The 13,052-nt window shown below is 68.9% G+C and carries 15 protein-coding genes; 5 read left to right on the top strand and 10 right to left on the bottom strand.

Translation table 11 applies throughout. From position 1 onward, the window contains the following. From OG595_RS38955 to OG595_RS38945, 3 genes are all read left to right on the top strand, one after another. The gene (locus OG595_RS38955; protein WP_329280552.1) at positions 1 to 936 is read left to right on the top strand and encodes an NADP-dependent oxidoreductase; all 936 of its coding nucleotides are present in this window, start codon (positions 1 to 3) and stop codon (positions 934 to 936) included. A 5-nt stretch (positions 937 to 941) separates the two neighbouring features. After that, positions 942 to 1,388 (top strand): SRPBCC domain-containing protein, encoded by a 447-nt coding sequence (locus tag OG595_RS38950; RefSeq protein WP_329280550.1) that lies wholly within the window; start codon positions 942 to 944, stop codon positions 1,386 to 1,388. Positions 1,389 to 1,516: 128 nt separating this feature from the next. Further along, a complete protein-coding gene (locus OG595_RS38945) occupies positions 1,517 to 2,209 on the top strand; it encodes an NADPH-dependent F420 reductase (RefSeq protein ID WP_329280549.1) in 693 nt (230 codons plus the stop codon). Positions 2,210 to 2,541: 332 nt separating this feature from the next. On the opposite strand, the gene OG595_RS38940 is transcribed toward OG595_RS38945, so the two are convergent. The 7 genes from OG595_RS38940 to OG595_RS38910 form a co-directional block, all read right to left on the bottom strand. Next, positions 2,542 to 3,315, bottom strand: a complete 774-nt coding sequence (locus OG595_RS38940) for an SDR family NAD(P)-dependent oxidoreductase (RefSeq protein WP_329280547.1) — start codon at positions 3,313 to 3,315, stop codon at positions 2,542 to 2,544. Positions 3,316 to 3,516: 201 nt separating this feature from the next. Beyond that, positions 3,517 to 4,302 carry an SDR family NAD(P)-dependent oxidoreductase gene (locus OG595_RS38935; protein ID WP_329280545.1) on the bottom strand — a complete coding sequence of 262 codons (786 nt, stop codon included), beginning with the start codon at positions 4,300 to 4,302 and terminating at the stop codon, positions 3,517 to 3,519. 92 nt (positions 4,303 to 4,394) lie between these two features. After that, positions 4,395 to 4,535 carry a hypothetical protein gene (locus OG595_RS38930; protein WP_329280543.1) on the bottom strand — a complete coding sequence of 47 codons (141 nt, stop codon included), beginning with the start codon at positions 4,533 to 4,535 and terminating at the stop codon, positions 4,395 to 4,397. Positions 4,536 to 4,667: 132 nt separating this feature from the next. After that, positions 4,668 to 5,711: a zinc-dependent alcohol dehydrogenase gene (locus OG595_RS38925; protein ID WP_329280541.1), complete on the bottom strand. Its 1,044-nt coding sequence runs from the start codon at positions 5,709 to 5,711 to the stop codon at positions 4,668 to 4,670. A gap of 152 nt (positions 5,712 to 5,863) precedes the next feature. Next, positions 5,864 to 7,090: a cytochrome P450 gene (locus tag OG595_RS38920; RefSeq protein ID WP_329280540.1), complete on the bottom strand. Its 1,227-nt coding sequence runs from the start codon at positions 7,088 to 7,090 to the stop codon at positions 5,864 to 5,866. A gap of 63 nt (positions 7,091 to 7,153) precedes the next feature. Further along, entirely contained in the window at positions 7,154 to 8,368 is a 1,215-nt protein-coding gene (locus tag OG595_RS38915; protein ID WP_329280538.1) for an NAD(P)/FAD-dependent oxidoreductase, read from the bottom strand. Further along, positions 8,365 to 8,562: a ferredoxin gene (locus tag OG595_RS38910; RefSeq protein ID WP_329280536.1), complete on the bottom strand. Its 198-nt coding sequence runs from the start codon at positions 8,560 to 8,562 to the stop codon at positions 8,365 to 8,367. Before OG595_RS38910 ends, OG595_RS38915 begins: the two co-directional genes overlap by 4 nt. Positions 8,563 to 8,661: 99 nt before the next feature. Between OG595_RS38910 and OG595_RS38905 the strand changes: the two genes are divergently transcribed. Further along, positions 8,662 to 9,288 (top strand): TetR/AcrR family transcriptional regulator, encoded by a 627-nt coding sequence (locus tag OG595_RS38905; RefSeq protein WP_329280534.1) that lies wholly within the window; start codon positions 8,662 to 8,664, stop codon positions 9,286 to 9,288. Positions 9,289 to 9,498: 210 nt separating this feature from the next. On the opposite strand, the gene OG595_RS38900 is transcribed toward OG595_RS38905, so the two are convergent. Together OG595_RS38900 and OG595_RS38895 are read right to left on the bottom strand one after the other, a co-directional pair. Beyond that, entirely contained in the window at positions 9,499 to 10,965 is a 1,467-nt protein-coding gene (locus OG595_RS38900; RefSeq protein ID WP_329280532.1) for an aldehyde dehydrogenase family protein, read from the bottom strand. Then, positions 10,962 to 11,342 carry an SDR family oxidoreductase gene (locus OG595_RS38895; RefSeq protein WP_329283525.1) on the bottom strand — a complete coding sequence of 127 codons (381 nt, stop codon included), beginning with the start codon at positions 11,340 to 11,342 and terminating at the stop codon, positions 10,962 to 10,964. Before OG595_RS38895 ends, OG595_RS38900 begins: the two co-directional genes overlap by 4 nt. Before the next feature lie 215 nt (positions 11,343 to 11,557). Here OG595_RS38895 and OG595_RS45505 point away from each other — a divergent pair, with 215 nt between their 5' ends. Next, complete coding sequence (locus OG595_RS45505) at positions 11,558 to 12,100, top strand: transposase (protein WP_443073290.1); 543 nt, start codon at positions 11,558 to 11,560, stop codon at positions 12,098 to 12,100. Here the strand turns inward: OG595_RS45505 and OG595_RS38890 are convergent. Continuing rightward, positions 12,030 to 13,037, bottom strand: coding sequence for a DJ-1/PfpI family protein (locus tag OG595_RS38890; RefSeq protein WP_329280530.1), 1,008 nt, complete (start codon positions 13,035 to 13,037; stop codon positions 12,030 to 12,032). The two genes, OG595_RS45505 and OG595_RS38890, sit on opposite strands and share 71 nt — an antisense overlap. Positions 13,038 to 13,052 lie beyond the last annotated feature (15 nt).

The following is a 13,052-nucleotide window of genomic DNA, read 5'->3' as shown; positions in this document are numbered from 1 at the left end:
GTGAAAGCCGTTCAGTACCAGAATTTCGGCGGACCCGAGGTCCTTGAAGTGGTCGATGTTCCGGATCCGAAGATGTTCTCCGATCTCGTCCTGGTGAGGATCGAGGCCGCCGCACTCAACCCTGCGGATCTGGGATTCCAGAGCGGAGCCCCGGATCCCCTCGTGGACTCCCTCTTCCCCGTGACCCCCGGGTGGGATCTGGCGGGGGTCATCGAGCAGGCCGGCGTCGCGACGACGGGATTCCGGCCGGGCGACGAGGTGATCGGCTTCGTCCGCGACAAGGCCATGCACTACGGCACCTACGCGGAGAAGATCTCGGCCGAACCGCGCCAGCTCGCACGCAAGCCCAGGAACCTGAGCTGGGCCCAGGCCGCCGGACTTCCGCTCGCCGGACTCACCGCCTACCAGGCGATCGTGCACAGCCTCGAGGTGACCGCCGGCGACACCGTGCTGGTCCACGGGGCGGCGGGCGGGGTGGGACACCTCGCCGTCCAGATCGCCGCAGCGCGGGGCGCACGCGTGATCGGGACGGGCTCCGAGGCCAGCCAGGCGTTCATCGACTCCCTCGGCGCGACGCCCGTACGCTACGGCGACGAGCTCGTCGAACAGGTGCGCAAGATCGCCCCGGACGGAGTCGACGCGATACTCGACACCGCGGGACGCGGCTCCCTGGCCACGACGCACGCGATCGCCGCCCTCGGGGCGCGGGTCGCTTCCATCACCCTGTCCGCCGCCGAGTACCCAGGCACCATCGACGTCTTCGTCCACCTCGACGGCGACGACCTGAACCGGCTGGTGGAACTCGCCGAGGAAGGCAAACTCACCGTCCACGTCGGCCGGACCTTCCCCCTCGACCAGGCCGCAGAGGCCCAGCGGCTGCTGGCCGGCGGCCACGCCCGGGGCAAGATCATCCTCGAAAACCATAAGGAGATATGAGAAATATGGAGAACAGCTCAGTCATCACCGCGGTCACCGACATCGCAGGTTCCCCGGAGGAGGTGTGGAGCGTACTGACCGACCTCGCCGCATACGCGCAGTGGCACCCCGGGCTGAGCTACATCGATGCCCCGGCTGAAATCCTGCCCGGAACCGCGTTGCGGGCCCAGGTGACGAACGGGTCCGAGGCCGACGGGGAACGCGCCTTCACGGTCGTCCACTACGAGGCGCCGCGGCGGTTCGTCTGGCAAGCCGGCATCCCGGACGTTGTCAACGCAGTGCATTCCTACGTCCTCGAGCCGTATGACGGCGGAACGCGCCTCACGGAATCCGAGGAGATCACCGGACCGGCCGCCGCGCAGTTCGTGGAAGGCGACGGCCGGTCCCAGACGGAGGAACGCTACGTGAGCTACGGCAAGGCCCTGGCCAAGCAGGTCGAAGCCGTTCGCTGACAGTCCCGCGCGACCCACACCCCTGAGCACCCCATCCCCCCAATACGCCCGCGGACTGTTCTCCCCTCGGTCCGCGGGCTCCGGCTGGACCCAAAAGACACAGCCCCCCACCCACAAGAAGGAAAGCAATGAACGACACGCTCGGCATCATCGGCAGCGGCATGCTCGGCGGCGCGGTCGCGCGCCTTGCCGTCAACGCGGGGATCGACGTCGTGGTCAGCAACTCGCGCGGCCCCGAAACCCTGAGAGATCTCACCGCCCGCCTCGGCCCCCGGGCACGCGCCGCCACTCCGGCGGAGGCCGCCGCGGCCGGCGACTGGACGGTCGTCGCCGTCCCCTTCAGCGCCGTGCCCCACCTGCCCGCCGACGCCCTCGCCGGGAAGATCGTCATCGACGCGAACAACTACTACCGATCGCGGGACGGCGCCATCGCCGGTCTGCCGGCGGACGGCCTGACCGCGGGAGAGCTGTTCCAGCGGTACGTGCCGGAAGCACGCGCGATCAAGACCTTCAGCACCATCTACTTCGAGCACCTCATCACTCTCGCCCGTCCCACCGGGTCCCCCGACCGCAGCGCCCTTCCGATCACCGGCGACGACGACGCGGCCAAGAAGTCCGTCACCGCTCTGCTCGACCGGCTCGGCTATGACACCGTCGACGCCGGCGCCACGGCGGAGAGCTGGCGCGTCCAGGACGGCAACCCCGCCTGGGTCCTCCCCTACCTGGCGGACCCCCGACTGCCCTGGCCTCAGGACCCGGGAAAGCCGGCCGGCGTCCAGGAAATTCGTACGGCCCTGGAAAAGGCACACAGCAAGTCCTGAGTTTCGGTCTCCTGCGCTTCTGCCTCCAGCCACTGCGGGAGCGCCTCGACCGGCTCGGTGAGTCCCTGGCACGGACCGAGCTGGTGCAATGGGCCACACCGGCTCCGGGGCGACGGCACCTCGCCGATCCTGGTGACCAACAGCCGCCACGACGTGGCAACAACCCGCTCCCGGGTTTCCAACCGGTGCGGCAGGTCGGGCGTGAGGCCGGGCGGCACCCACTGCCCCGCTGTCTGGCCTACCGCAACGCAGATGGGCCTACCGGATCCGTTCCCAGTCCTCCTTTGCGGCGGAGCGCGGTGTGCCGGGGCGGAGTCGTGCGTGGCGGGTCATCATTCGCGCAGCATTGCGCCGCCGTTGATCGACCAGACCTGGCCGTTGATCCACTCCGCGTCGTCGGAGAGCAGGAACGCCACCACTCCGGCCAGGTCGCCGGGCCTGCCGAACCGGGGGCTGGGGATGGTCATCCGCGCGAATTCCAGAGCTTCCGGGGTCAGGGCCATCTTCTCCGCGGACTCGGTCATCACCACCCCGGGCGACACACAGTTGCAGCGGATGCCCTCCCTGCCCCAGCGGGAGGCGACATGCCGGGTGAGCGCGTTGATGCCGGCCTTGCTGGTCTGGTACGCCGCGCGCTGGTGGTCGCCCACGTGCGCGGACAGCGAGGAGGTGTTGACGATCGCTCCGCGGCCCTGTTCGAGCAGCAGCGGGAGGGCCGCGCGGCAGGTAAGCGCGAAGCCGATCAGGTTCACCTCGAGGGTGCGCCGCCATACGGCCGGGTCCATGTCCAGCAGGTCGCCGTCACGGCCCAGTACGTCCGCCGAGGCGTCGGCGCCGACGTTGTAGAGCCCGTCGACTCCGCCGAGGTGGTCGACGGCGGTGTCGAACAGGGCGCGTACCGACCGCTCGTCGGCGAGGTCGAACTCGACGGCCAGGGCGTTTCCGCCTGCGCCGGTGATGCGCTTGGCGGTGGCCTGCGCCGCGTCCTCGTTGATGTCGCCGATCACGACCATGGCACCCTCGGCGGCGAGGCGCTCGGCGGTGCCCGCGCCTATCCCGTTACCGCCACCGGCGATGACGATGCGCTGTCCGGTGAGTCCCCTCATGGCATTGCTCCTGTTTCTTGTGTTCTCGCGTGGTGTGGTGTGACTGCCCGCCCGGCCGTCGGCTCCTCGCGCGGTGCGCGGTGCACGGTCGTCTGGACCAACTGGTGAGTTGTCGACGGGTCTTACTCGTCGAAGGTGACGACGGCCTTTTCTGCCGCTCCTGGTGCTCGACGAGTTGGGGAGAGTGGCTCTGATGCCCTTTCAGCCCATGACGTGGGGTTGGCCGGTCCAGGCGGTGAGTCCGCCGTCGACGGCGAGGGTGACGCCGGTGATGTACGAGGCGTCGTCGGAGGCGAGGAACGCGACCACCGACGCGATCTCGGACGGTTCGGCGGCGCGTCCCAGCGGGATGTGGTCTTCGTAGAGGTCGCGGACATCGGTACGGGCGTCCAGCCACTGCCGCAGGCCCTGGGTGAGGACGGGCCCCGGGGCGATGGCGTTGACGCGCACGCCCTGTTTGCCGAAGTCGACGGCGACACTGCGGGTGAGGTTGATGACGGCGCCCTTGGCCGCGTTGTAGGCGGCGAGGTTGTAGTCGCCACCGAGTCCGGAGATGGATGCGGTGCTGACGACGGAGCCTCGAGTCGCCGCCAGGTGCGGCAGGGCGTAGCGAATGGTGTGGAACACCCCGTTGAGGTCGACGTTCAGCACCGCCGTCCACCCTTCGAGGGTGACGCCGGCAGCGCTGCCGGGAGCGGCGATACCGGCGTTGGGAACGACGAGATCGAGCCGGCCGTGCTCGGCGACGGCCTCCTCGATCACTGTCCGTGTGGCGTCGGCGTCCGATACATCAAGCACACGCGTCTGCAGACGGGTCGAGTCGTGCTGCTTCGTGAACGACGCGACAGCGTCTGCGTCGATGTCCACCGCGACAACGAACGCGCCCTCGGCCAGGAGGCGTTCGGTGATCGCGGCACCGATACCCGAGACTCCGCCGGTGACGATCGCCGCCTTGCCGTCGAAACGGTTCTCTACTCTTGTGTTCATCTCAATGCCCTCTTTCGGGTGGGATCAGCCGGCGCCGAGCTCAGGGGTTCGGGTAGCGGTGCGGGTCCGGCCTTGCCGGGCCCACAGCACGTTCACCGAGACCTCGTCGCCGACGCCGTAGGGGCGTCCTCGTAGATGTCGCCGATCACGACCGTGGCGCCCGCAGCGGTGCCCGCGCCTGTCCCGCCGGCACTTGTGGCGACGCCGATGCGCCGTCCCGTGAGTCCCCTCATGGCATGGCTCCTGCTTCCCGGCTGGTGTGGAGTGACCGGTTCTTGGGTGGGGTGGCTTGAAGGCACGCTCAACAGACGATTTCTCGCGCGGTTCGCGGTCGACCGGACTGTCCAGTGGGGTGTCGATGGCTCCTACTCGTCGAAGGTGACGACGACCTTCTCCGCTGCTCCAGGGGTGAGGGCGAGGTCGAACGCCTTATCGACCTCGGTGAAGGGGATGCGGTGGCTGATGAGCTTGGCGAACCGCTCCTGGTGCTCGGCGAGTTCGGCAGTGACCTCGAAGATCTCCGTGGGGTAGCCCTGGGAGGAGACGATGGTCAGCTCGCTGGGAAGCATGAGGCCGAGGTCGATCTCGGCCTTCTTCTGCACAGCGACCATGGTCAGCCTCGTGCCCTGCTTGGCGGAGTCGACGGTGGTCCGGAAGACGGCGGGCGCACCTGCGGCATCGATGTACAGGTCGGTGTCCGGGCGGGGCCGGCCGAGGCCGTCGGCGCCCTCGCCGTGCAGTTCAGTCAGCCGGGCGGTGACGTCCTCGGTCGCGGAGTCGATGACCGCGTCAGCGCCGACGGCCAGCGCCGTCTCCAGACGTCCGGGTATGACGTCCGCGACGACCACGTGCTCGACGCCACGCAGCTTCAGCCAGATCGTGACGCCCAGGCCGATGGGTCCGGCGCCGAACACGACGACCTTGTCGGTGGGCTTGGCCTCGGACTTGTTGACGCAGTGGCGGGCCACGGCCATGGGTTCGTTCAGCGCGGCGACGTCGAACGGAACGCTGTCGGGGAAGACGGCGACACTTTCGCCCAGGACGGCGTCCTCAATGAGCAGGTACTCGCTCATGCCGCCGTGCGGTCCGCCGCAGCCGATGATGTTGAAAATGTCGGAGGTGGCGCCCTGCGGGTTGACGACCACCCGGTCACCGACCTTGAGGTCCGCGACCTCGGCGCCCACCTCGACCACTTCGCCGGCCGGCTCGTGGCCGAGCACCAGCGGGACGACCGACCCGCCGGGGCCCAGACGGACCCCGCCCTCGCGGGCGAACGTGGCGTCCGTACCGCAGATGCCGCAGGCACGGATCCTCAACAGGACGTCCTTGGCACCGGGCACAGGGCGCTGGGCATCCACCACCTCGATCTTGTTCTGCTCTCCGGTCCGGACGGACTTCATCGTGGCCATGGGAAGCCTCTCTTCCTTGTGACGGGTTGTTGCCTGTCTGCGGCCCTGTGGTGCGGCGGGGCGCGCACGCCGTCGGCAGTTCGTCGTGCAGACGCGCGTGGGCGTACCCGTCCTCGCCGGTCAGCCCGTCGGCCTGCCGGCTGCCGTGGTGGTCACCAGGCGACCGGCAGCACGTGGGGGCCGTAGGTGATGGTGTTGTTCCGGAAGGCGATCTGGTCCAGTGGTACCGCCAGCCGGAGGTTCGGCAGTCGGCGCAGCAGTGCGGGTAGTGCGATCTGCAGTTCCACCCGGGCCAGGGGCTGGCCGAGGCACTGGTGGGTGCCGTAGCCGAAGGCGAGGTGGCCGCGGGTGTTGCGGTCCGGGTCGAAGGTGTCGGGGGCCGCGGAGAAGGACGCGTCACGGTTGCCGGCGGGCAGATTCATGAGCAGGGCCTCGCCGGCCCGGACGAGCTGCCCGCCGATGGTGACGTCCTCGGTGGCTACGCGGAAGATCCCGTCCTGGACGATGGTCAGGTACCGCAACAGTTCCTCGACCGCGTTCGCCAGGACGGCGGGGTCGTCGGTGTCGCGGATCCGGGCAAGCTGGTCGGGCTTGTCCAGCAGGGCCAGGGTGCCGAGGGCGATCATGTTGGCCGTCGTCTCATGCCCGGCGACCAGCAGGGCCATACCATTGACGACCACGGTGTCGCGGCTGATCTCCCCGGCGGCGACCCGCTGGAGCTGCCGGCTGATGAGGTCGTCCGCCGGCTCGCGCTCCTTGCGGGCCGCCAGCTCGTACATGTAGCCGGCCAGCTCCATAGTGGCAGCCTGCTTCTCCTCTTCCGTCGCGTCGGACCTGACGATGGTGGCGCTGTGCTCCTGGAAGTGCGCGTGGTCCTCGTAGGGCACCCCGAGCATCAGGGAGATGACCATGGACGGGATCGGGAAGGCGTAGGCGTTCACCAGGTCCGCCGGCGCCCCCTGACTGATCATCTGGTCCAGGAAGTGATCGACCTGCTCCTGGATCAACGGTCGCAGCCGCTCCATCCGCTTGACCATGAACTCTCCGGTGAGCATCCGACGTAACCGGATGTGCTCCGGGTCGTCCATCCGCACGAAGGACTGGGCCACCTCGGACCCGGCAACGGCCGGTACGGGAAAGCCGGGCGCACGGTCGTCCGCGCTGATCCGGGGATCGCTCAGGGCCTCCCGGATGTCGGCGAACCGGCTAACCACCCACATCGGTCGGCCGCGCCACAGTGCCCTCCGCAGCCCCTCGCCCTCACGCCAGTCCGCGTAGTCGGCCGGCGGATCGAACGGGCAGCGCGCTGACCGCACGCCGGGGAACGGAGGCAGCTCGGCGTGGTCGACCAGGTCGGTCATATTGGTCGTCGTACTCATGGATTGCTCCCTGGAAGGCTTGAAAGGGAAAAGGGGGGTGTCATCGCCGCACGTGACGGCGGCCTACGAGGTCGGTGAGGCAGCGGCCATGGCGGTGGCGGCCGTGTCCCAGGTGGCGCCTGAGGCGATGAGCGTCCGATAGGCCCGCAGGGCCTTGGGCGACTTGCCGACGGCGAGGACACCGGTGAGCCGCTCTCCCCTGCGGTAGGCCACGAGTAACCGACGACCCGTTGCATCGCTGTCCAGGGCGAGGGTTTCGTCGTGGTCTCGGAGATATCCGTACGCCTGGATCCTGGTGTCGTACTGGTCGGACCAGAAGTACGGCACGGGGGCGAACGGCCGTGGCGCGTCCGGGTTGAGCAGGTTGTTGGCGACGGCGAGGGCCTGCTCGCCCGCGTTGGTTCGGTGCTCGACGCGCATCACTGTGCCGAACAGCGGGTTGTGCCAGGAGGCCACGTCCCCCACCCCGTACACCCCGGGCGCGGCAGCGCTGTACTGGTCGCACACGAGCCCGCTGCCGAGCGTGAGCCCGCTGCCGGCCAGCCATTCGGTGTTGGGCACCGAGCCTATGGCGACCAGCACGTCGTCAGCCGGGAACACCCGCCCGTCGGCCAGCTCGACACCGACGGCCTCACCGTCGGCGCTGAGTACCTCGGCCACCGTGGCTCCCGTGAGCAGCCGGACGCCGTACTCGCCATGCAGCTGCGACAGAATCCGCCCCGCCTGCTCACCGACGGCCTGCGCCATCGGAACCGGATCGGTTTCCAGCAGGGTCACCTCCACGCCCAGCCCGCGTGCGACGGCGGCCACTTCGGCACCGAGGAACCCGGCGCCGACGATCACCAGCCGCCGCCCCGCACGCAACCGGGACTTCAACGCCACCGCGTCGGCCCGCGTGCGCAGCGTGTGCACCCCGGCCACACCCTCGGTGCCGGGCAGCTGACGGGCGCGCACACCGGTCGCCACAACCAGTGCCGCGTACGACAATCGCGTGCCGTCCGACAGCGAGATCGCCCGCGCGGCCACATCCAGCCCGGTCGCCCTCACCCCCAGCCGCAGGTCCAGGTCCAGTGCGTCGATGTCCGCCCGCGCGCGCAGGGCCAGCCGGTCCAGCCCCCACTCCCCCTTCAGGAACTGCTTGGACAGCGGCGGCCGGTCGTACGGCAGGTACGGCTCATCACCGACGAGCGTGATCCCGCCCCGGTGCCCCGCCCTGCGCAGCGCCTCCGCCGTGGCCAGTCCGCCCGCCGACGCGCCCACCAGCGCTATTCCGTTCACTGCTCCGCCACGTGGATCGCGGAGGCGGGACAGGCCAGGGCCGACTCACGCACCGCCTGGTGCTGGTCCGCCCCGGGATCCTCGGCCAGCAGCACGACGATGCCGTCCTCCTCCCGCTGGTCGAAGACGTCGGGCGCGATCAGGACGCACTGCCCGGCGGCCACGCACTTGGGTTCGTCCACGGTGATCTTCATGGGGGATTCCTTTCTCGACCGGAAGGGCCACTTCCGAGAGCCACGTTAGCCGACATACGTCGGTAAACCAACATGCGTCGGTTAGGTAATGTATGGGCCATGACCACGACCCGACAGAACGCACCGGCAGGTGACCGGCGCGTACGGCGCACTCACGCGGCCTTGCAGGGAGCACTGATCAAGCTCGTCGAGGAACAGGACCTGGGGCAGATCAGCGTCGCGGACGTGGCCGAACAGGCCGGCGTGAACCGCACGACCTTCTACGACCACTACCGGGACGTGCACGAACTGGCCGAGGCCGCCTGCACCTCGACGATCGACACCCTGATCGAGTCGCTCCCGGCCCTCGACCCCGCGCCGGCGGACCCGGACGCAGACCCCGCCCGGTCACTCGTCGCGTTCTTCGAGAACCTCGCCGAGCACGCCGGCCTCTACCGCAGCCTCCTGGGGCCGCAGGGCAGCGCCCGCGTCATCGACCACATCCGCAGCCGCATCTCCGCCTCCGTCCACGTCGCCATGCGCCTGAACGCCGGCGCACCGCCGGAAAGCGTTACTCCGACCGCCATCCCCCACGACGTACCCGCCGCGTTCACCGCCGGCGCACTCCTCGGCGTGGCCACCGACTGGCTCCAACGCGACAGCCCCCGCACACCGACCGAGATGGCCGAACTGACCTGGCCACTCCTCGTCGCGCACCACACCGCCGCTCCGGACACCAAAAGGTGAGGTGCTCCTCCGGCTCGGTCAGTCGGGGCGAATCGCGCGCTTGACGATCGAGGCCCCGGCAGGCGACGCAGTCAAAAGCCCGCCGGTGACGGAGTGCCCGCGTTGGCGATGTAGCCCGTCTCGCCCCGGTCCTCGGGCACAGCGCTCCCGCGGACCGGGGCGAGACGGGCTACATAGTGGCCTCCGCCATGCGTGTGCTCTCCAGCGGCCTCACAGCCGCCCGTCCGGCGAGACGACCTGCGCCAGGGACTTCCCCTCCAGGAACTCCTCGAAGCCCGCGCGGCCGCTCTCCCGGCCGACGCCGGACTGCTTGTAGCCGCCGAAGGGCACGTCGGGCCCGTAGTAGCTGCCTCCGTTGATCGAGAAAGTCCCGGTGCGGATCCGGCGGGCGACGCGCAGGGCCCGCCCCTCGTCGGCGGTGTGCACGGACCCGGACAGGCCGTACCTGGAGTTGTTGGCGATGCGAACGGCATCGTCCTCGTCGTCGAAGGGGATCACCGCGAGGACCGGCCCCAAGACCTCCTCCTGGGCGATCTCACTGTCCGGATCGACGTTCGTAAGGAGGGTCGGCTCGTAGAAGAACCCGGGGCCGATGCGCCGGCCGCCCCTCACGAGCGTCGCCCCTGCCTCGACGGCCCGCCGGACCATGCCGTCCACCTTGCCGCGCTGCTCTTCACTGATGAGCGGACCCATGGCTGTCGCGGGGTCCGTAGGGTCGCCGACCTTGACGCGGTCCAGTTCGGTGGCGACGAGTGCCACGATCTCGTCGTGGTGGGCGCGCGGGACGAGAAGACGGGAGGTGATCGCGCAGCCCTGTCCGGAGTGTGAGCAGACGGTGAGCGCGGCGACCATGGCGGACGCCGCGAAGTCCGCGTCCTCGAAGACGACCATGGCGGACTTGCCGCCGAGTTCGAGGAAGACCCGCTTCACGGTGTCAGCGGCGGCGGCCATGATCCGGCGGCCTGTGACGGTACTGCCGGTGAAGGTGACCACGTCGACGTCCGGGTGGGTGGTGAGTATCTCCCCGGTCTCGACTCGCGAGGAACTGAGGATGTTCACCACCCCGGGCGGGATGTCCGTGTGCTCCGCGATGAGTTCACCCAATGCCAGGGTGACGAGGGGGTCCTGCGGGGCGCCCTTCAACACGACGGTGCAGCCGGCGGCGAGCGCGGGGGCGAGCTTGGCAAGGGCAAGCTGGTTGGGGAAGTTGTACGGCAGGATCGCGGCGACGACACCCGCCGCCTCCTTCTCCACCCAGCGGTGGTGCATCCGGCCGTAGGACTCGACCTCACCGAGGTCCTCGCTGAACTCGTACGTCTCCAGGAGATCCGCGTAGAACTTCACGAGGCCGATCGGCTCGTCGAGCTGCGCACCGTAGGTGAGCTGGAGGGGTGCGCCGACCTCGGCTACGGTCAACGCACGAAGGTCCTCGCGGTGCTCGTCGAGGGCTCGGTGCAACTGGCGGAGACAGCGCACCCGCACTTCCCTGTCCGTGGACCAATCGGTGGTGTCGAAAGCGCGGCGGGCGGCGGCAATCGCGGTCTCGGCGTCGGCTTTCGTGGCGTCGGGCACGTGGCCGATCAGCTCGCCGGTGGCGGGGTTGCGTGATTCGAAGGTCGACCCGGCGCCGAGCAGTTTGCCGTCGACGAGTTGGGACTTGACGACAAGAGCGTTCACAGCCGCACCACCTGTCCGCCGTCCACGGCGATGATCTGGCCGGTGACCCAGCTCGCGTCGTCGGAAAGCAGGAACAGAAGAGTGCTCGCATGGTCGGCAACGGTGCCCATGCGCTTGAGGGCCAACTGCCGCACCATGGCCTCGGGGACGATACTTCGCGTTGCCTCGGTGTCGGTCGGCCCCGGCGCGATGGCGTTGACGCGGATGCCGCGCCCGCCCAACTCGGCGGCGAGCGAAATGGTGAGGTGGTTGATGCCGACCTTGGCGAGCCCGTAGAAGCCGGTCGCCTGGTATGCGGCCGTGGACGACTGGTTGACGATCGCCGCTCCGTCCTTCAAGTACGGCAGGACCGCGCGGGTCACATGGAGCGCGCCCAGAAGGTTCTCCAGTTCGGCGATGACGCCATCCCGGATGTGGTGGCAACTGTCCAGGGATTGAACCGCGGAGCAATGGCTGCCTGGGCAACAGGTAGTGCTTTGGAGGCCTGGATCAGCTGGAGACCCGGGAACTCACCTACGAGCTCGTAACACGATCTTGTTGAAGTGCCCAGGTCGGGCGTGACCGTTGTGACGATTCGGCCGTTCGGGTCGGTGTGAGTACTCGGCCGTGGATCGTGGACGACGACTTGTGGGCGCTGATCGCGCCGCTGCTCCCGCTCTGGCCCGAGAAGTCGCCGGGCCCGAGGTCGGTGGCGGACCGGCTGTGCCTGCAGGGCATCCTGTTCGTCGTCCACAACGACATAGCCTGGCAACTCCCGCCGCCGGAGCTGAGGTTCGGCTCCGGACAGACCTGCTGGCGGCGCCTGGAGGGATGGCAGCGGGCCGGTGTCTTCGAGCAACTGCACCGCATCCTGCTGGCCCAGTTGAACGCGGCCGGCGAACTCTATTGGTCCCGCGCGCGTGTGGACGGCTCCCACATTCGCGCGAAACTAAGGGGAGCCGACACCGGCCCGTCACCGGTCGACCGGCGCAAGACGGGCAGCAAGGACCTGCCAGGGCCACTTCAGGGAGTACGCGGACACCTTCCTTCCGAGGAAGGCCGAGCGGCGGGTTGTGGTCGGCAGATCAGTGTCGGCGCAGGAGCGTACGCAGTCGTGCGGCGTGTTCGTCGATCGACTGGGGGCCGTTGCTGGTGAGCAGGCGGACGCCCTCCTCCCAGATGACCTTGACGGCGGTCGGGTTGGTGGTCGTCTCCACCTTGTAGCCGGCGTCCCTGAGGGCTTCGTCGATGAAGTAACCCATTCGCACCTTCTTGCCGGGGATCTTGAGGTAGCCGTTGCTGAGGACGAACAGTTCGGCGGACTTGGCGACCGTGGTCACGCGCACGCCCCTGAAGGCATGGTCGAGGTCGGTGACGACGGCGCCGTCAGCACCTACCCGGTACTTGGCCGAGGCCATGGCGACGGGGGCGTGGCAGATCAACGAGATCAACACACCGTTCTCCCGCAGGGTGTGCAGGAGTTCACCGATCCAGGGGTTGTCGACGAAGTCGACCATGGGAGCGTGGCCGCCGGGCATGTGCACGAAGTCGAACGCGCCCAGGTCGAAGGAGTCCTCGGCGTCATGGTGTCTGCGCACGAGCTGATCGACGGACGGGAAGCTGTGCTCGGGCAGATCCTGCATCGCCTTGATCAAGTCGTCACGCAGCACCACGACCTCCTTGTCGCTGCCCGGCAGCGACTCGGAGACCGGCAGGCGGCCCAGGTAGCGGCGGGCGAGGGCGAGTTCGCTGTCCCGGCGGGCGACGAGTTCGGGCCGTTTGGTGCGGAAGGTGTCGACGTCGAAGCGGAACGCCTGTGCCGCGGTGGCCGAGACCGTCGCGGAGCCGAACTTTTCCGCAGCGTGCATCGACAGGCCCAGGCCGTTGATCTCCAACTGCGGGACGAGCCCGCCGGGGGTGGCGAAGGTGAACTCGTACTCGTCGCTGAATTCCTTGAGGATCTGCGCCAGCTCGACCAGGTAGAACCCGGTGGAGACACCGGGGTGGCCCGCCGGCTCGGTGAGCGGCAGGACAGCGGCCGACGGGATGATGATCAGCGCCTTGGGCTTGGACGCGGGGGTGGGGGTGCTCACAAGAGGCCTTCTTTC

Origin of the sequence: Streptomyces sp. NBC_01451 (assembly GCF_036227485.1) — a bacterium.
Classification (GTDB): Bacteria; Actinomycetota; Actinomycetes; order Streptomycetales; family Streptomycetaceae; genus Streptomyces.
Note: the sequence above shows the minus strand (reverse complement) of the source record. Positions and strands in the feature narration are given on the sequence as shown.

Excerpts from the sequence above, each read along its gene's own strand:
- OG595_RS38950 (WP_329280550.1), top strand. The coding sequence starts at position 942 with ATGGAGAACAGCTCAGTCATCACCGCGGTCACCGACATCGCAGGTTCC.
- OG595_RS38910 (WP_329280536.1), bottom strand. The coding sequence starts at position 8,562 with ATGAAGATCACCGTGGACGAACCCAAGTGCGTGGCCGCCGGGCAGTGC.
- OG595_RS38905 (WP_329280534.1), top strand. The coding sequence starts at position 8,662 with ATGACCACGACCCGACAGAACGCACCGGCAGGTGACCGGCGCGTACGG.
- OG595_RS38920 (WP_329280540.1), bottom strand. The coding sequence starts at position 7,090 with ATGAGTACGACGACCAATATGACCGACCTGGTCGACCACGCCGAGCTG.
- OG595_RS38925 (WP_329280541.1), bottom strand. The coding sequence starts at position 5,711 with ATGGCCACGATGAAGTCCGTCCGGACCGGAGAGCAGAACAAGATCGAG.
- OG595_RS38945 (WP_329280549.1), top strand. The coding sequence starts at position 1,517 with ATGAACGACACGCTCGGCATCATCGGCAGCGGCATGCTCGGCGGCGCG.
- OG595_RS38935 (WP_329280545.1), bottom strand. The coding sequence starts at position 4,302 with ATGAACACAAGAGTAGAGAACCGTTTCGACGGCAAGGCGGCGATCGTC.
- OG595_RS38940 (WP_329280547.1), bottom strand. The coding sequence starts at position 3,315 with ATGAGGGGACTCACCGGACAGCGCATCGTCATCGCCGGTGGCGGTAAC.
- OG595_RS38930 (WP_329280543.1), bottom strand. The coding sequence starts at position 4,535 with ATGAGGGGACTCACGGGACGGCGCATCGGCGTCGCCACAAGTGCCGGC.